General features: G+C 47.1%; 18 protein-coding genes and 1 other RNA gene. 11 read left to right on the top strand and 8 right to left on the bottom strand.

The genetic code is table 11. The features are described from left to right. Positions 1-100 precede the first annotated feature (100 nt). On the bottom strand, positions 101-685 hold the full coding sequence (gene sodB, locus AC6I8Y_RS04985; RefSeq protein ID WP_042499104.1) for a superoxide dismutase [Fe]: 585 nt from the start codon (positions 683-685) through the stop codon (positions 101-103). A gap of 298 nt (positions 686-983) precedes the next feature. Here sodB and AC6I8Y_RS04990 point away from each other — a divergent pair, with 298 nt between their 5' ends. Together AC6I8Y_RS04990 and AC6I8Y_RS04995 are read left to right on the top strand one after the other, a co-directional pair. Beyond that, positions 984-1,322, top strand: a complete 339-nt coding sequence (locus AC6I8Y_RS04990; protein ID WP_042474195.1) for a Grx4 family monothiol glutaredoxin — start codon at positions 984-986, stop codon at positions 1,320-1,322. Between the two features lie 392 nt (positions 1,323-1,714). Continuing rightward, entirely contained in the window at positions 1,715-2,809 is a 1,095-nt protein-coding gene (locus AC6I8Y_RS04995; RefSeq protein WP_498020933.1) for a methyl-accepting chemotaxis protein, read from the top strand. Positions 2,810-2,858: 49 nt separating this feature from the next. Here the strand turns inward: AC6I8Y_RS04995 and AC6I8Y_RS05000 are convergent, their stop codons facing one another. Beyond that, complete coding sequence (locus AC6I8Y_RS05000; RefSeq protein WP_498020935.1) at positions 2,859-3,929, bottom strand: PLP-dependent cysteine synthase family protein; 1,071 nt, start codon at positions 3,927-3,929, stop codon at positions 2,859-2,861. Positions 3,930-4,052: 123 nt separating this feature from the next. Here AC6I8Y_RS05000 and AC6I8Y_RS05005 point away from each other — a divergent pair, with 123 nt between their 5' ends. From AC6I8Y_RS05005 to AC6I8Y_RS05020, 4 genes are all read left to right on the top strand, one after another. Further along, positions 4,053-4,514 carry an Lrp/AsnC family transcriptional regulator gene (locus tag AC6I8Y_RS05005; RefSeq protein ID WP_234494204.1) on the top strand — a complete coding sequence of 154 codons (462 nt, stop codon included), beginning with the start codon at positions 4,053-4,055 and terminating at the stop codon, positions 4,512-4,514. 121 nt (positions 4,515-4,635) lie between these two features. Then, positions 4,636-5,811, top strand: coding sequence for an iron-containing alcohol dehydrogenase (locus AC6I8Y_RS05010; RefSeq protein WP_394152592.1), 1,176 nt, complete (start codon positions 4,636-4,638; stop codon positions 5,809-5,811). Beyond that, a complete protein-coding gene (locus AC6I8Y_RS05015) occupies positions 5,812-7,275 on the top strand; it encodes a coniferyl aldehyde dehydrogenase (protein WP_498020937.1) in 1,464 nt (487 codons plus the stop codon). A 108-nt stretch (positions 7,276-7,383) separates the two neighbouring features. After that, the gene (locus AC6I8Y_RS05020; RefSeq protein ID WP_394152596.1) at positions 7,384-8,448 is read left to right on the top strand and encodes a YHYH protein; all 1,065 of its coding nucleotides are present in this window, start codon (positions 7,384-7,386) and stop codon (positions 8,446-8,448) included. Positions 8,449-8,504: 56 nt separating this feature from the next. Here the strand turns inward: AC6I8Y_RS05020 and tesB are convergent, their stop codons facing one another. After that, positions 8,505-9,365: an acyl-CoA thioesterase II gene (gene tesB / locus AC6I8Y_RS05025; protein WP_042474523.1), complete on the bottom strand. Its 861-nt coding sequence runs from the start codon at positions 9,363-9,365 to the stop codon at positions 8,505-8,507. Between the two features lie 225 nt (positions 9,366-9,590). On the opposite strand from tesB, the gene AC6I8Y_RS05030 reads away from it, so the two are divergent. Further along, positions 9,591-10,043, top strand: coding sequence for a YbaY family lipoprotein (locus AC6I8Y_RS05030; RefSeq protein ID WP_234494199.1), 453 nt, complete (start codon positions 9,591-9,593; stop codon positions 10,041-10,043). Positions 10,044-10,061: 18 nt separating this feature from the next. Here AC6I8Y_RS05030 and AC6I8Y_RS05035 read toward each other — a convergent pair whose 3' ends face one another. Then, complete coding sequence (locus AC6I8Y_RS05035; RefSeq protein WP_498020939.1) at positions 10,062-10,364, bottom strand: MGMT family protein; 303 nt, start codon at positions 10,362-10,364, stop codon at positions 10,062-10,064. 51 nt (positions 10,365-10,415) lie between these two features. Here AC6I8Y_RS05035 and AC6I8Y_RS05040 point away from each other — a divergent pair, with 51 nt between their 5' ends. Next, positions 10,416-11,156, top strand: a complete 741-nt coding sequence (locus tag AC6I8Y_RS05040) for a VP0952 family biofilm-associated protein (RefSeq protein WP_042474204.1) — start codon at positions 10,416-10,418, stop codon at positions 11,154-11,156. A 218-nt stretch (positions 11,157-11,374) separates the two neighbouring features. Next, an RNA gene (ffs, locus tag AC6I8Y_RS05045) (signal recognition particle sRNA small type) lies at positions 11,375-11,471 on the top strand. 160 nt (positions 11,472-11,631) lie between these two features. On the opposite strand, the gene AC6I8Y_RS05050 is transcribed toward ffs, so the two are convergent. From AC6I8Y_RS05050 to AC6I8Y_RS05065, 4 genes are all read right to left on the bottom strand, one after another. Further along, positions 11,632-11,970, bottom strand: coding sequence for a cytosolic protein (locus AC6I8Y_RS05050; protein WP_498016947.1), 339 nt, complete (start codon positions 11,968-11,970; stop codon positions 11,632-11,634). Positions 11,971-12,150: 180 nt separating this feature from the next. Further along, on the bottom strand, positions 12,151-12,897 hold the full coding sequence (locus tag AC6I8Y_RS05055; protein ID WP_498020941.1) for a nuclear transport factor 2 family protein: 747 nt from the start codon (positions 12,895-12,897) through the stop codon (positions 12,151-12,153). Between the two features lie 211 nt (positions 12,898-13,108). Continuing rightward, a complete protein-coding gene (gene katG, locus AC6I8Y_RS05060) occupies positions 13,109-15,328 on the bottom strand; it encodes a catalase/peroxidase HPI (protein WP_498020943.1) in 2,220 nt (739 codons plus the stop codon). A gap of 206 nt (positions 15,329-15,534) precedes the next feature. Further along, complete coding sequence (locus AC6I8Y_RS05065; RefSeq protein ID WP_252013907.1) at positions 15,535-16,545, bottom strand: AraC family transcriptional regulator; 1,011 nt, start codon at positions 16,543-16,545, stop codon at positions 15,535-15,537. 122 nt (positions 16,546-16,667) lie between these two features. Here AC6I8Y_RS05065 and AC6I8Y_RS05070 point away from each other — a divergent pair, with 122 nt between their 5' ends. Both AC6I8Y_RS05070 and AC6I8Y_RS05075 read left to right on the top strand, forming a co-directional pair. Further along, positions 16,668-16,982, top strand: a complete 315-nt coding sequence (locus tag AC6I8Y_RS05070; protein ID WP_042474217.1) for an MFS transporter — start codon at positions 16,668-16,670, stop codon at positions 16,980-16,982. Beyond that, complete coding sequence (locus tag AC6I8Y_RS05075; RefSeq protein ID WP_498020946.1) at positions 16,976-18,199, top strand: HlyD family secretion protein; 1,224 nt, start codon at positions 16,976-16,978, stop codon at positions 18,197-18,199. Before AC6I8Y_RS05070 ends, AC6I8Y_RS05075 begins: the two co-directional genes overlap by 7 nt. Positions 18,200-18,290: the final 91 nt, after the last annotated feature.

Consider the following 18,290-nt stretch of genomic DNA (forward strand, 5'->3'; position numbering starts at 1 on the left):
TTACAGAGACTTTATCGGCAGGGGCATAGAGAGCTTTAGAGATAAAATAAAAAAAGACCTGTATTAACAGGTCTTTAAGAAAAACTCGGTCAGGAGCGGATTACTTAGCTAGGTTTTCTTCTACGAATGCCCAGTTAACTAGTGCCCAGAAGCCATTCATGTAGTCTGGACGAACGTTACGGTAATCGATGTAGTAAGCGTGTTCCCATAGGTCTACTGTTAGTAGTGGAGTCACACCTTCTTCTGTTAGTGGAGTTGCTGCGTTAGAAGTGTTAACGATGTCTAGAGAGCCGTCAGCTTTCTTAACTAGCCAAGTCCAAGATGAACCGAAGTTGTTGATTGCAGAATCAGTGAACTTCGCTTTGAACTCTTCGAATGAACCGAATGCAGCGTTGATTGCGTCAGCAACTGCACCAGTTGGCTCGCCGCCAGCGTTAGGCGCTAGACAGTGCCAGTAGAACGTGTGGTTCCAGATTTGAGCAGCGTTGTTGAATACACCACCAGAAGACGTCTTAACGATTTCTTCAAGTGTTTTACCTTCAAACTCAGTGCCAGGGATAAGACCGTTTAGCTTAACAACGTAAGTGTTGTGGTGCTTACCGTGGTGGAAATCTAGTGTTTCTGCTGAGATGTGTGGTTCTAGAGCGTCTTTCGCATAAGGAAGTGCTGGTAGTTCGAATGCCATTGCTCGCTTCTCCATTGATTATTAGCGGGTTTTTACCCTGATTGCTTCCAAGTATATTTTTTATTGAGTCGTGTGTTGACTGACTGCTTGCTATTTTAGCAAGTTTTTACTTTATTAAAAGAGTTGGTGATAAATTAATTGTGATGTTTTGTTTACTTAGCCCTTGATAGCTAGGGTTTAGGTAGCGTGCATCACATCTTAGCTACAATAGTATAACCACAATATTATTGTGCTTTTTATTCTGTGACGATTCGCTAGAATGTGAACACATTCGCAGTACAAGCATTTCGAGGAAGCAATGGAAACGATCGATAAAATCAAACAGCAAATTGAAGAAAACACAATTCTTCTTTACATGAAAGGTTCACCTAAATTGCCGAGCTGTGGCTTTTCTTCACAAGCAGCTCAGGCACTAATGGCTTGTGGCGAAAAATTTGCTTATGTAGACATCCTACAAAACCCAGACATCCGCGCAGAGCTACCAAAGTACGCTCAATGGCCAACTTTCCCTCAACTATGGGTTGAAGGCGAGCTAATCGGCGGCTGTGACATCATCGTAGAGATGTTCCAAAAAGGCGAACTTCAGCCAATCATTAAAGAAGCTGCGGCACGCAATGCGGAGGAGGGAGACGCTTAAGTCCTCTTCTGATTGAGCTCTGAAGAGCTTAAGAGCACGCTTCGCTTGCCCCCTCCTAGCCTCCCGCTTGCAAGGGGAGGGACAGACGGCTCGCTGACGCATCGCCTCACTTTACGAGTTGCGGCGCGACGATAGGAGCGAGCAGTCGTTCTCCCCCTAAAATAGGGGGAGCTAGAGGGGGTAAACGCGAAACTAAAACTACCCACCAATCCCCAAACCCGTTCCCCACACCAAAAAACACTCCACCAAACCACCCCAAGTCCATACCCTAATAGGGTGATACCAGCTACCCCTCATCACAACTTACCCTTCAAGCCATTTATATTTCCCTCACCAATGCTAACGTTAGAAAACAATAACGATAAAGAAAGCAGTAAAAGAAAAGTGGTCATATGTTTGCATCCAAAAAACAACTCACTCAACTCCAACAGCAATTGCTATCTGAATCCGAACAGAAAGACACCTTCGCTTGCCAAGTCGAGCAGTTGCAACAAGAGTTAGCTCAAAAAGAGCAGCAGATACGAAAACTGGAAGCTCAGCTAGATAAACAAAAGCAGCGCTCTCGACTGTTTTTGAGCTCTGTTACTTCCCAGCTGGTGGGAGCGACGAGCAATATTGAACAGGCGAATAATCAGCTCATCCATCAAAGTGACCAGCTTCAGGCAAACCTAGGTGTGTTTGACGCGACGCAGCAGCAGCTTGAAGAGATGTATCGTTCGCTCGATCAGGTCTCGCAATCTTCTAATGCGAGCAAAGAGACGGTGGCGGCACTACAAGTGCTGACAGGGGATATCACTCAGTTTATCAGTATCATTCATCAGATTTCAGAACAAACCAACTTACTTGCGCTTAATGCTGCTATTGAAGCGGCTAGGGCAGGAGAGCACGGTCGTGGGTTCGCTGTGGTCGCAGACGAAGTGCGTTCACTGGCCGGGCGTGCGAATGAAGCGGCGAGTGAGATCTCGGGATTGGTTGAGCGCATTGAAGGAAGCACCAACAAAGCGGGCGAGAACATCGAATTGGTCTCGTCGCAAGTCGCAGATGCCTCTAAAGGCGCTTCGGACATAGTTCAAGATACCCAATCCATTTTGTCTCTTTCTTCTGACACGGTTGACGTCATCTATACCACTACGGTCGATATCTACGCGTCCAGTGCTATCGCGCAGTACACGAATATGTGGGCGACGGCGCACTCCAAGCTGATTGGGGCAGATTATGATGCGAGTTTGCTTGAGCTTGCTGAAAGTGAGACCATTTTTGGTCAGGTGATAGCCAGTCATGAAGAGACGCAGCAGCTTGCATCCCCTGGTGGGCCTTTAGAGTATTTCTATGTTAAGGCGACGGCACTGCACGACGGATTGCGGCTAGTAGCGCAAGGCAGTAACGATTCAGACATGATTGACCAAATGGATATGGCGTATCGTGACCTTGTTTCCTACGTTGCAACGGCGCAAGAGAAAGTGAAAACCTCATACGCGCAAAAGTAACAGGCGAAAAAAAGGGAGTGAATTATCACTCCCTGCCAACTGAGGTTAGTTACTCTACAAGCTCACCTGTCGCTTCGAATACTTCGAGCTTGTCTAGGTAAGGTTGCAAATCCCCAATATTGTTATTAATCCACTCACTGTTGTAGTAAGTATCTAGGTAGCGCTCACCACTATCACACAGCAACGTGACAATAGAGCCAGTTTCACCACGTCTTTTCATCTCGCTTGCCAGCTGCAACACACCGTATAGGTTAGTACCTGTCGATGCACCCACCTTGCGACCTAGCGTTTTTTCCAGCCAATGGATGGTTGCAATACTTGCCGCATCTGGGATGGTACGCATCTCATCAACCACGCCTGGAATAAAGCTTGGTTCAACGCGAGGGCGACCAATGCCTTCAATTTTGCTGCCACAATCACCGGTAATTTGCGCATTACCTGTCTTGAAGTAGTCATGGAAAACCGAGTTCTCTGGGTCTACAACACATAGCTTAGTGTCGTGTTTTTGATAGCGAATAAAGCGGCCAATTGTAGCCGACGTACCACCTGTACCAGGACTCATTACCACCCAAGATGGAATCGGATGATCTTCGAGCTCCATTTGGCTAAAGATAGAGTTTGCAATGTTGTTGTTACCACGCCAATCCGTAGCACGCTCAGCGTAAGTAAACTGATCCATGTAGTGGCCGTTTAGCTCTTCTGCCAATCGGCGAGATTCTGCGTAAATCTGATCAGAGCGGTCTACAAGATGTGCTTTACCACCATAGAATTCAATCTGTTCAATTTTCTTGCGCGCGGTGCACTTTGGCATCACTGCAATAAAGGGTAAACCAAGTAGACGAGCAAAGTAGGCTTCTGATACGGCAGTGCTGCCCGATGATGATTCAATCACAGTCGTCTCAGGACCAATCCAGCCATTGCAGATCGCATATAAAAATAGCGAGCGAGCCAGGCGGTGTTTTAGTGAGCCAGTTGGATGTGTGCTTTCGTCTTTTAGATAAACGTCGATCCCTTCAATACTAGGGAGATCAAGTTTGATCAGGTGAGTATCTGCCGAGCGCTGGAAGTCGGCTTCAATTTTGCGAACAGCGTTGTTAATCCATTGGTGATCAGTACACATCGTCTTGGTTTCCTACTTTGTGATTGGCATGGTGATAATTTACCTACAGATAGAGAGAAAAACTTTGCTATATTTACTTCAATTTCGCTAATTGGTAGAAAATTTTTCTACATTGGAGCTATTTTGGATATAGATAGTACAGATAAGAAGCTACTGTCCCTACTGCAACAAGATGGGACCTTGTCGCTAAACGAGTTAGCCGAAGCGGTTAACCTCACCACTACACCTTGTTGGAAGCGACTTAAGAAGCTTGAAGAGAGCGGCGTGATCGATAAGCGGGTTGCGTTGCTAGACCCAGAAAAGCTGGGTTTATCATTCACGGCGTTCGTACAGATCAAAACCACCAATCACTCTCATGAGTGGTATAAAGCATTTGTGGAAACGGTGTCTTTGTTCCCCGAAGTGATGGAGTTCTATCGAATGGCGGGTGAGTACGATTACATGATGAAGGTGTTGGTGAAAGATATGAAGTGTTTCGATGAGTTCTACAAAAAGCTCGTCAATAGCATAGATGGGCTATCCAACGTGACATCTACCTTTGCGATGGAGCCACTAAAATACACCACAGCACTGCCAATACGTTGATTTGGTAGTAGTTCTCAACTTGAGCCAAGTAACCTTGCCAGCGCAGAGTAATCACTCTATAACCTAGTGTAACTACATGAGTCCATAGACTGAGATTGCTGGCTACACACAAGGAGTGTTTATGTTGCATCAAGTATTGGTGTCGGTTAAAAAGCCCTTTATCAAAATGGTACCGGTGCCTAAGCCTGAATGTATTGTTGGGCAGGGGAAGGTGCTTGATGTGGCCAAATATTGCCAGCAATACTCAGTATCAAAACCGCTTGTCGTCACGGATAAGGTGTTGCTCGGTCTTGGTTTGTTAGACGGTATGTTGGCGTCATTGGAGAATGCTGGCATTAACGCATCCATTTTTGATGAGGTAAAGCCTGATCCCGACTACGCGACTGTGCGAGCAGGCGTTAAACAGTATCAAGCCAACGGTTGTGATGGGGTTATCGCGTTTGGCGGTGGCTCGCCGATTGATTGTGCCAAAGCCATCGCTGGAAGCGTTAAAACCAAAAAAGACGTGGCGAAGCTGCCCGGTCTTCTGAAAATTCATCGCCCGATTATGCCCTTGATAGCCATTCCAACCACGGCAGGGACAGGTTCTGAGGGGACTGTCGCAGCCGTTGTCAGCGATGTTGAATCCAAAACCAAGCGAGCGATTACCGACCCATTTTTGGTGCCTAAAGCTGCGGTTTTGGACCCCGATATTATGCTGGGTTTGCCGCCACAAATTACTGCAGAAACGGGAGTCGATGCCTTAACCCATGCGATAGAGTCTTACCTAAGCCTATATGCCAATGCAGAGACTCAAACTATGTCTCTAAACGCGATTAAAGCAGTATTTGAGTATCTGCCTAAAGCGTACCTTGACGGCAGTGACTGCGAGGCGCGGGAAAAGATGGCAATGGCCAGCTTTGAAGCTGGGCTTGCGTTTACTCGTACCTACATCGGCTATGTACATGCCATCGCTCACCAGTTAGGTGCGTTTTACCACGTTCCTCATGGCCGTGCCAACGCTATGGTTTTGCCCCATGTCCTCAAGTTTATAGAACAAAGAGATAACGCCAGACTGACAACGCTAGCGCTCACCCTAGGTTATAAACACAGCGAAACATTCATTCAAGAGGTCGAGGGTCTTCTGGACGCGCTCGATATACCAAAGTATGTCGCTGAGCTTCAAAAAGAGGACATCCCGGCTCTTGCCAAGCAAGCCATTAAAGAAGCCTTCGGCGAATACCCAGTACCAGAAGAAATGAATGTTCAACAATGCCAACAACTATTAGAAGCGTTACTCGATAAAGGAGCACAATAAATGAGCCTAGTCACCCTAGATGAACAGCAAATGATAGAGCGACTCCATGAGCAGCAGTCGGCGTTCAAAGAGGCGCCGTTCATTAGTCGTGAACTCAGAAGGGCGAACTTACTCAAGCTTGAAAAGGTGCTTCGAGATAATCAGGCGGCGATCTGTGAGGCAATTGCGAAAGACTTCGGTCACAGATCATCAACAGAAACGGCTCTGCTCGAATTGTTTTCATCCATTGAAGGCATTGTCGATGCGCGTAAACAGCTCAAAAAATGGATGCGTGAAAAAAAGCGTCATACCTCAGTTTGGTTTTGGCCAGCGAAGAACAAAGTGGTTCCTCAGCCTTTAGGCGTGGTCGGTATTATCGTGCCTTGGAACTACCCGCTATTTCTAGCTATCGGTCCAATGACGGCGGCTCTGGCCGCTGGTAACCGAGTGATGGTTAAGATGTCGGAGAATTCGATGAACCTTTGCCAAACGCTCGGAGATATCTTCTCGACGGCGTTTACGCAAGATGAAATCTGCTTTATTGCCGAAACGGGTGGTACAGGGCAAGCGTTCGCAAAACTGCCGTTTGACCATATGATCTTCACCGGCTCAGGGGCTACGGGTCGCAAAGTGATGGCAGCAGCGGCTGAGAATCTAACGCCAGTTACACTAGAACTCGGTGGCAAGTCTCCGACCATTATCGGTCCGGACTTTGATATCAAAAAGGCGATGAAGCGGATCTTGGGCGGCAAGGTATACAACGCGGGACAGACCTGTGTTGCGCCAGATTACCTGTTGGTGCCTGAAGACAAGGTCAAACAAGTAGTGAAGGCTGCGAAATCGATCATGAAAGGAAGATTCAAGTCAATGGATCATCCGGACTATACTGCGGTGATTGATGCGGTGTCGTTCGAGCGCCTACAAGAGACCCTGGAACTGGCTAAAGAGGGGCAAGGAGAGGTGATTAACCTGATCCCCGCCAGTGAGCCTGATCCTGAATCTCGCCGTTTCCCTCTTCATTTGGTGGTAGAGCCTTCAGCGGATGAGGCAGTCATGACACGGGAGATTTTTGGACCGATTCTTCCAATCATTACCTACAAATCGATGGATGATGTCTATCACTTTATCGGCGAACGAGACCGGCCTCTCGCGCTCTATCTGTTTTCTGATGATAAAGAGCTTCAATCAGCTGTAATGGAGAACACCATGTCAGGTGCCTACACCATCAATGAGGTGATGATGCATGTCGCGCAGCACGACCTGCCGTTTGGCGGCGTTGGACCGAGTGGTATGGGGCACTACCATGGAAAAGAAGGCTTTGAAACCCTCTCCAAAATGCGTCCGGTGATGCAGCAGGGGAAATGGGCATCGACGGGATTCTTGTATTCACCGTACTCCGGTTTTGCCAAGCGTGTTATTAACTATCTGATTAATAGGAAGCTAGGCAAGTATCCAAGTATTAAGAAGCCCAACGCAAATAAGTAGAAATCTCCATATTGAGTGCCGCTAAGTAAAGTGACGTAAACAACGTGGCACTCAGTCACTTTTCCCTTACACTGTCCGTTAACATATCAATAACACAGGACGTGTAATATGCAGAAGCAACAAGGAACCCTAAAGCTTTCAATGATCTTTTTGCTAGTGGCCGGCACCTTACTTGGCTGCGGAGGAGGTGGAGATGAAAGCTCTGGTGCTTCTGATGATTCGAGTAATAGCAACACTGTAGGAGGCGACACGCCAACAGCCAACAGTGACATTACAGATACTCTATTTACCAATACTAACGGTGATTGTGAGCAATATACCGGCGACTACACATCCAATGTAGAAGACATACAGCGCAGTGCCAGCTTCACTGGCACTATCTCGGTTCAGTCCTCTGGTACGCACTGTATCGTTCAGTCAAATGGCATCCCTAATCACGATTTCAACGACGAGTCGGCCTCATTTGCCACCAATGTCTCTGAGCAATCTCAGCAATATGAGTTTAATGCCTCGCCAATTGTATCGGCGACGGTCACAGAGTTGAGCCTCCCTGTCTCTGAAGCGATTTTGCTCAACGGCGTGAAAGTCGATCTCTTAGCAGCGGCTTGTTATGGCGTAGGGAATGAAAAAACCGGATGCGACCAAGATCAGATCGATAACCCATGGCGTTTTGACCCTATGTCCTCTCTGAATCGATTCGGTACCGATGAGCATCATGCGCATGTTCAGCCAGACGGCACATACCATTATCACGGCAATCCTATGGCGATGTTTGAACAAGATTGTGAGGGAGGTGAACCATCACCCGTCATCGGCTTTGCAGCGGATGGTTTTCCCATTTATGGAAGCTGTTACAGGGATCCCGCGGATGGCGTTGTTAAGGCAGCAACATCGAGCTATCAGTTGAAGTCAGGTATTAGGCAGGCAGTGACAGGATATACCACCCCAGTTGCTGGTGGCAGTGTGGTGAGCAACCGCTATGATGGTCAATTTCGTGGTGACTACGAGTACGTTGTTGCACTTGGCTCGCTTGATGAGTGCAACGGGATGACGGTAGAGGGACAGTACGGCTACTACGTCACGAATGCATTTCCGTGGGTGCTGAACTGCTTTAAAGGCGAGGTGGACAGCTCGTTTGGTGCTAACGCTCAAATCAGAAGCCATGCTCACTAGAAAGCAAAACGCCTTATCGATGATAAGGCGTTTATTTAGTAAACAGTTGATAAGGCTCAGTCGTTAAAGCGCAGCACGCCTTCTTGCGATGTCGATGCGACGAGTTCACCTTTTTGGTTATAGATTTCACCTCTTACCAATCCACGTGAGTTACTCGCATTCGGGCTGTCGATGGCATAAAGCAGCCATTCGTTGGTGTTCACAGGGCGGTGGAACCACATTGAATGATCGATAGTCGCCATTTGGAATTTAGGCGCGAAAATGGATACCCCATGCGGATGAAGCGCCGTCGTTAAGAAGCGCCAGTCAGAGGCATAGCCAAGCACGTACTGGTGAATTAGCTCGTTATTTGGCACTTCACCGTTTGCTCGAATCCAAAGGTATTGCTTTGGCTCAATCTTCTCAGGTTTCAGTGGGTTGACCACATGAACAGGGCGAACTTCAATCGCCTCTTCACTGCAGAACACTTCACGGATTTGTTCTGGCAAAAAGTCAGCAATGCGCATTGCTAACTCAGACTCCGAAGCAAAGTTCTCCGGTCCAGGGACTTCTGGCATGGTATTTTGGTGTTCAAAGCCTGGCGCTTCACAGTGATAGCTTGCGGTGAGATAGAAAATAGGGCGGCCGTTTTGAATCGCTTTGACGCGACGTGTGCTAAAGCTTCGTCCATCTCTTAGGTTCTCGACATCATAGATGATCGGCTTTAGAGGATCGCCAGGGTAGAGAAAGTAGCTGTGGAAAGAGTGCACCGTGCGGTCCTCTTCTACCGTATAGCGAGCTGCCGACAGTGCCTGACCGATAACCTGACCACCATAGACTTGTGGTAAGCCTAAGTGTTGGCTCTGGCCTCTAAACAGTCCTTGCTCTAATTGCTCCAATTGCAAAAGTTCGAGTAGTTCAGTTAATGGTTTGCTCATAGATGGATCTTTTGTGTGGGTCTCAATGGGCAAAGTGTGGATTTTACTGATGGATTCGTCAAGCAATTGCTTTTGTAGGAATTCAGTGGTTTTTTCCGCAAAACTCATAGGGAACATCTACGAGTTTCATCAAATCTGTTATCTTTTATTGCATAACCTAATCTGCTGTTTACCAAACTTGGTGCAGACAGAATACTCTCTAACCGCTTTATCAAGTGAGGCTTCATGAAATTACTACAAATCGGCGCAATGGCGATGGTGTTGGGCTTGGTGGGTTGCCAAACCGCTCCTCAATCGACAGAAAGTGCTACCCCAGCGAGTGAGCAAACTGAGATGAAAGAGACGATGGCAGCGGTAAAAGGCACAATAGCTTACCGTGAACGAATCGCATTACCTGCTGATGCGGTAGTTACCGTGAAACTGCAAGATGTGTCGCTTCAAGATGTTGCAGCAAAGGTGATTAGTGAGCAAACCTTTACCACAGATGGCGCACAGGTTCCTTTTGATTTTGAGCTGAGCTATGACACCAAAGACATTAATCCTAAGCACACTTACAGTGTGAGCGCGCGCATTGAAGTGGCTGGTAAGCTGCGCTTTATCTCAGATACCTCTTACCCAGTGATCACGGATGCAAACAAAACAGAGCAGGTTAACCTTCTGCTAGTGGGCGTAAGATAATTGACTGAGTTGGCAGTCTTACGGCTGCCAACCGAACTCTTTCAAGCGCACGCGACCCTTCACTGAAAACTCGACACCTTCTTCCATTAATATCGATCTCTGTCTCAAAAACGAATCTCCCTTAAGAGAAATTTCTCCTTTACTGTTGATGACACGGTGCCATGGCAAGCTACTCCCTTCAGGCAAGCCACCAAGCGCCTTACCAACGTGTCTTGCATAGCCAGGATAGCCAGCCATTTTTGCAATTTGACCGTAAGTTGCTACTTTTCCGAATGGAATTTGGTGAATTACTGCAAAGATTTGCGTCTTAAATTGATCCATACTGAAACTGTCCTAGTTCATTTTTGCCACGGAAAGGTATTTGGGGGAGCTATGGTATTTTCGGTGTTTCAATTCATAATCACAAGCTTACTGGCCATGATTTGTGCCAGAACGATAGGTGTCACTGAAGGCGACATTCCCGTACTTGCGGTGATGATTCCTGCGCTATGGATATTGCCTCAGGGTGGTGTTGCAGGGTTGATGCTACTCGCATCCATGGTCGTCTACGGTCTCACGCTTCCTCTGCAATCTATCGCCATGTCTGTGGCGGTCTGGATACTAATACCCGTCTTCATGGTCGCGTTCTCTAAGCGTAGTAATATCTGGATAGTCAGCATCGTCGGGCTTATCGTCCTTACGCTCAATGTCGGGATTATGCTGACCCAATCTGCGGGTAAACTTGGTGGCACACCAATGGTGACGCTGGTACAGGCATTCTCGGTCTTCGTTGCTTGGTACGCCGCGAAAAACTGGAAGGGATCGACCGAGCACAGCTGGTGGTCACTGTTCTTAATCTTACCAATATGGGCTGCTGGTCTGCCATACGCAGCGCTAATCTCGCTTTGCATGACAGGCATGCTCGCATCCATGGAAAGTCTGGGTAGGCTTAAAACCTTTAAATGGAACAAGCTGCTTTGCTGGACACTCCCAACGGTCGGCTTTGCTGCAATAGTGGTGGTGCCTACCATCGATGTTCCTAAGCCAGTCTTTGTTGTTTGGCTATGTCTACTTGGCACGGCGTGGATGACCGACTACATCTTAAACATCGATGATGAGCAACAAGAGACCTAACCTCGAATAATGTGTGACAACAGAAGAGATACAACGCGCTCAACAGCCTCGCAACCGCAGGAATGTTGGGCGCTTTGATTAATCTGTAAGCACTTAACAGATAAAGCAAACAGTTTTCCTCGCTACCCCTTGCATTCAGCGCCGCGATACCAGATAATCCTCCCACGCTTTGCAGCAGTGACCCTTCACTTAGGCAACAGCAAAAAAATCTATGGAGGTCTTGGTCCTCTCGCAACAATAGCTCGTGAACTCGGTCAGGTCCGGAAGGAAGCAGCCGCAGCGAGTGACTTGTGTGCCGGGATGTGGCTGAGGTCTCCACCCTTTAAAAACGCCGCTTTTATTAGCGGCGTTTTGCTATCTGAATTTTATCAAATTCTAGCTCATTGCTGTGATTCCTACTCAGGTAGGAATCTAACTGTAATCGACGAAACACTTGCGAATGAGCACCTAGGGATACTGTTTCGCTGGGAAACTCTTAGCCCAATCGAGTAATAAAAGTTTGCTCATCATCCACAAACGCCACAAAGCCACCGTGATAGATAAACACCCGACCACGCCCCTCTACAATACAGGCAAGCTGCGGGTTCAAATCTTCTTCATTGCTCTGGCTTTGAAACGTTCCAGTATCGGTGATTACCCCGTCGAGTCTTGGCAAATACCCATAAGTGCGCTTAGCTTGGTCAATTAAGCTCAGTTCGCTGGTGGTCGAGAAGCAAGAGGGAATCGCCCCTGCATCTTCGATAAACATGGGTTTTAGTTCTTCAAAAGCGGTAATCACTAGCCAATCGATGCCGTTAACGTGATGGATAAACATAGGGTTTCTCGGTAATTCTGATGCGTTGATCTTATCATTACAGGCAATCGCGTAGTAGATATTTAGTGGCTAAAGATGGTCATCCTAAGGTGCTTTCCAAACATTCAATATGGGTTATCCCCTGTATAGACACATACACTCCTTTGGTCGTCAGGGGATGAATCTCATAATAAGAGGGACTTAGAACTTTCCTCCGTTAACCCACTCATCTTTTGGAGGCACAGGTTCTTGGTTAACCCACATTTCGACAATTTTTCCATCTTGCACCCGAAAAATATCGAAACGAGCCACTTCTTGGCTTTGGTAGACGACTCGACTGTAGGCAACGACAGTGTTGCCTTGGCCTATTATCTTGAATACTTGATCATAGCAACCTACGTACTTTTGAGGCTCATCGACGGTTGATTCTGAGTGGACTGGGATGTTTTGAAAGTCCACGTACTTAGATGCCGCATCGTATTGACCTAAGACCATGACATCACAAAGAAACGTTCGAACCAGTTCTTTATTTTCAGTTGTTTTATCGAGGTCATTCGGCTCTGTTGGTCCTGCTATCTGGTCCTTATCAACGTTTGAGTTTTCGACATACGCTGAGATTACGTCCCAATGCTCAATGATCTTGTCATTTTCATCGGTATCAAAAAGGTCAGTGGTGACCCAGTATGCTTCGCCTTTGTTAATGTTTTGGTAGGCTTGCACAAACACATACTGACCATCAACGACTGAGCGAACGATTCGAATGTCTCTATCATGACAGCGCTCGATAAAGGGCTCAAAGAACTCGACAAAGCCTTCAATGCCATTTCTTACACCAGTACTGTGCTGAGTGTAGCGAATCCCGGTGTATTTAGTGACGGCTTCGCGTGCGTGTCCGTCTCTGATCCCTTCCATGTAAAGGTTGGTCGCATTTTCTAGCTTTCGACTCATAGGTTGTCCCTCTGTCAGACTGTGTTGTCGAAATTAAGCCTAGTCCATTATCGTGTTCGTTGATGGACAAGGTTCGATATTGACCATCTTAGCGCCCAGACTAACTTGTCAGTTGTATCTGCAATGGCTACAACTTAGCGATGAACCGCTAACACAAAAAAGGGGTGACGTAATGCCACCCCAATATTTGACGTTAACGAGTTATGAGAGACTACTTAAGATCAAATCGGTCAGCGTTCATCACTTTCGTCCATGCAGCGATAAAGTCTCTGACAAACTTCTCTTTGGCATCATCACACGCATAAAGCTCAGCAAGCGCTCTCAGTTGAGAGTTGGAGCCGAAGACTAGATCAACGCGTGTGGCTGTCCATTTTCTCTCACCTGTTGCTCGGTCAGTGCCCAAGTAAGCGCTGTTGTGAGGGCATACTGGTTTCCATTCTGTTGCCATGTCGACCAAGTTGACAAAGAAATCATTGCTGAGCACACCGACTCGGTCAGTCAGCACACCGTGTGATGTACCGTTATGGTTTGCTCCTAGTACTCTTAGGCCGCCAATGAGTACCGTCATTTCTGGCGCAGACAATCCAAGTAGCTGTGCTTTATCAAGCAACATTTCTTCGGCAGGCACCGTAAAAAGCTTCTTCGAGAAGTTACGGAAACCATCAGCCTCAGGCTCTAATACCGCAAAAGATTCGGTGTCTGTATGTTCATCGTCTGCATCGACTCGACCTGCTGAGAAGGGTACTTCAACCGCGAAACCTCCATCTTGCGCCGCTTTTTCAATGGCAGTATTACCTGCAAGAACGATTAAGTCAGTAATCGAAATACCTCGCTCCTGAGTGTTAAATTCGGAACGAACGGACTCCAGTTTTGTTAGTACCTTGTCGAGTTGTTCTGGTTGATTAGCTTCCCAGTCTTTTTGTGGAGCTAAGCGAATACGTCCACCGTTTGCACCACCACGGAAATCCGAGCCTCGGTATGTGGATGCGCTCGACCACGCGGTATAAACAAGTTCGGATACCGTGAGGTCTGTCGATAGAATCGCTTGTTTCAGCTCCGCAATGTCCTTGTCTGACAGTGTACTAAAGGTCGCCTGCGGTAGTGGATCTTGCCAAATTAGGTCTTCATCGGGTGTTTCTTCCCCAATATAGCGGCTTTTCGGACCCATATCGCGGTGGGTAAGCTTAAACCAAGCTCGCGCAAAGGCATCAGCGAACTCATCTGGGTTTTCATGGAAGCGTTTTGAAATAGGACCATAGATTGGGTCCATGCGCATTGCCATGTCGGCCGTTGTCATGATGGTTTTAACTTTTTGAGAGACATCATGCGCTTTTGGTGCCATATGATCGTCGGCGACACCAATCGGCTCCCATTGCCATGCGCCCGCTGGGCTTTTTACGAGATCCCAATCATAGCCAAACAGCATGTCGAAGTAGCCGTTATCCCACTGGATAGGGTTTGGTGTCCATGCCCCCTCAATGCCACTAGTGGTGGTGTCGTCACCTTTACCTGTGCCAAAACTGTTTTTCCAGCCAAAGCCCATCTCTTCAAGAGGTGCGGCTTCTGGCTCTGGTCCCATTTCTGCTTCAGAGCCCGCACCGTGGGTTTTACCGAAGGTATGTCCACCTGCGACTAGCGCAACGGTTTCTTCATCGTTCATACCCATTCGAGCAAAGGTATCGCGGATGTCCTTACCAGACGCAAGGATAGTCGGTTCACCGTTTGGACCCTCAGGGTTTACGTAGATAAGTCCCATTTGTACTGCGGCCAGTGGCTGCTCGAGCTCACGGTCACCGGAATAACGTTCGTCACCAAGCCATTCGCTTTCTGCACCCCAATAGATGTCTTCTTCTGGTTCCCAAATGTCTTGACGACCGCCAGAGAAGCCAAAAGTAGGCAGTCCCATTGACTCAATAGCAACGTTGCCCGCAAGGATAAATAAGTCGGCCCATGAGAGGCTGTTACCGTATTTCTTTTTGACTGGCCAAAGTAGGCGACGGGCTTTATCTAGGTTACCGTTATCGGGCCAACTGTTGAGTGGGGCAAAGCGTTGATTACCAGTATTAGCGCCGCCGCGTCCATCTGAAGTTCGATATGTCCCTGCGGCATGCCATGCCATTCGGATCATAAAGGGACCATAGTGGCCATAATCTGCTGGCCACCATTCTTGCGAATCTGTCATCAGCGCTTCGAGGTCAGCTTTTACCGCCTTGAGATTTAGCGCTTTAAACGCTTCTTGATAATTGAAATCTTGATCAAGCGGATTTGACTTGGTGTCGTTCTGATGGAGTATTTTTAGGTTCAATTGGTTAGGCCACCAATCAAGGTTTTTTGTCGCTTTTCCACCAAGCCTAGTGTTACCACCAAGTATAGTATTTCCGCCATGCATTACTGGGCATTTGCCAGCATTACCAGTTTGTTCACCGTGCATATCTATCTCCTGAATGCGAAACAGTTAAGCGCTCCTCCAAACTGGCTTAGCGATGAGCTGAGTAAGTTGAGTGCGCCTCAATGACCATTAACTCGGTCTTACGTTATGCTGTAAGCATGGCATTGAAGCGGCAAAAACTCAGATTGCTTGTCCCTATTTCTTTGATAGGGAGGCTCGATTGTTGTGATGATGATGTTTGGATCTATTCAATAAGCGTCGGCGTAATTCTGTGCGTACTGTTTGGGGGTGACACCTCGGTACTTTTTAAACATGCGACTAAAACTCGTCATATTGGTATATCCCATTCTTTTTGCGATAGTTTCTAATGGAACACCCAATACTATTTGCTTAACAGTTTCTCCTGAAAGCACAAACCCCACGATAGACGTGAAATTAAGCCCTGAAGATTGTAGCCGACGCTGTAGTTGCTGTTCGGATAGCCCTAACAGCTGTGATACCTTGGCGAGCGTTGGTAGACCAAAATGTCGAGAGTAATTAACGACTTCGTAGAGCACTTTGGTATGATCCTGAGGATCAGGCATATCGAGATAACCGTCTAAGTCGGCAAAGCTCATTGATAACTTTTCAGGAGGTAGTGTAGGGACTTTATTGCCTTGTAAACGAAGGCGATTTGGCAGCCAAACCTCGGTTTTATTATGACCCCATTCAATGCGGCACCCGAAATGGGCTTCATACTCCATTTTATTGGCCAATGAACCGGGAAGGCAAACTCTATCCGGTATAAAGTCTTTCCCCAAATAATGCCTGAGGACGTTTAACATGAAGTTGGCCACTCGCACGCCATCTTGAGCTTTAGCGTTGGCAATTATCGAGTCGTTTCTATAGGTCCACTTAACGATGGGGCCGACGATCTCACCGCCAAAAAAAGCGCCTGATTGAATGCAGGTAATACCAGAGTTAATTCGACGAATCGTTGTTGCTAAATCATGTCCAGCAAAGAACCAATGACTCAACGACCCCAGCTTACTGAGATCCATCTGCCGCACGAGCGTAAGCACTGCATCAGGGTCCCCAGTAATACCTTCTATGTTTTCATAAAATTGATTGAGGACCGAGATCGGAATCAGGTTCATATCATATTCCAGCACAGAGTGTGGAATGCCGAGGGCGTCGGATGTAATGCCGTAAGTTAACTGAAGGCGATCTACTAACCCTTTGATTCCCATCACTCTTACAAAATGAACGTTGCGAAACATGACTTTTCCCTAGATATTGATTTCATCAAAATTGGCGGTATTTTGATAGAATCTATCACAATGTAACTAATTATTTCATCCTCACTTACACTTCCGGCTCGATTTAACTAAGAGAGCTATCAATGAGTTTAGTGAGTGTTCCTTTCGTTGGAACGGGGGCTGATACTGCGCTTCATGTTGTGTCAGCCGTCGTGTTAGTTGCCAGTATTGGCGCTGCGATCTATGGGTTTTGGCGTATCCATGAACTTCCAATTAACAAAGCGCATAGCCGCGACCATCACCAACTTGGGCTCATTACTGCGCTCACCTGGATTGGCTTTATCTGGCACTGGGTTTGGGTATTGGCAGTCATCATCGCATTTGTGGATATGGAAAAAGCCATAGTCCGATTGCGGGATATTTGGAACAGCGAAAAATCGGAGAGCGACGCATGTTAGAGGGTTTAGCGGTTTGGGCACTGTTCATCTACTTGCTTAGGCTAATTGGCATGCCTTGGAATAAGTTCTCCAAAAGCTTTGCTTATGTGGGTGGTGTTGGTTGGTTGATGTTTGTTTGGGTAGGGCTGATTAACTATACGCCGATGGACTTATCGGGCGGGTCACTGGTTCAAGCTCCACATATTCACTTGCGCCCAGACTCATCGAATGTTTCTGGTAAGGTGATAAAGCTTCACATTGAGCCTAATCAGCAGATTCAGAAAGGGCAGCTTATCTATGAGATCGATCCAAAACCCTACCAGATTGTATTGGATCAAGCTGAAATCCAACACGATGCCGCTGAAGTGTCCCTTGATAGCGCAATTCAAGATGTCGAAATAGCAAAGTCTACGTATCTATCATCACTTAAAGCGGTTGAGACCTCTCAAAGTCAGCTAAAATCAGCAGTCGTGGATCACCAACTACAGACAAAAATGCTCAAACGATTTCAAGAGCAGAACTCGGTTGTGAGCAACACTATTACTGAGAGTGACATTGATAAGCAGGTGAGCTTGGTTGAGGTAGCGCGTCATAAAGTGACGACTATCGAAGCGCAGCTTGAAAAGAAACGTGTGGATTCAGATAAAGCTAAGCTCGCCATCAATAAATCTGAGCTTGCTGTTGAGAGTAAACGCGCAGAGCTTCGAAACGCTCAAGAAAATGTCGAACGCGCCCGATGGGACCTAGACAGCACCAAGGTTTACGCACCAGCGGACGGTTTTGTTACCAACTTCATTCTTCGAGAAGGTCAGCTTCTATCGCGAGTGCCGCGCTTGCAGATGTATACCAATGAAAAGTACGTACTGATGCGAGTTAACCATCAGGCAATTCGCAATATCCATCAAGGTCAAGCTGCAGAGTTTTCAACCTCGGTTTACCCAGGTCATGTATTTGCCGCCGAAGTTGAAGGTATTGTTGAAGCGACAGGTGAATCTCAAGGAACACTGTTGGCTCTGGATCAATCAGTGCGCACAACGACAGGTCAGAACGTTAACAACAAGCATCATTTTGTTCGTTTGAAGATCCACGAGACAGAGGGCTATGACATTCCGGTTGGGGCAGTGGGATTAGCCTGGGTTAGTGGTGATAAACCCATTGGCTTTCTTGCATTTCTTGACGTCATCCGAGGAATCATCCTGAGAATGAAATCACAGCTGTACTTCTTCTACTCAATTTAACGAGTCCACTTACGATAGCATCTTGCTTCTGTTCATTTGCCACCCTATAGGGTGGCTTTTTTGTTTCGCCGTGATAGTTCTGAGTTCTTTT

The organism is Vibrio sp. KUL78 (assembly GCF_059725505.1).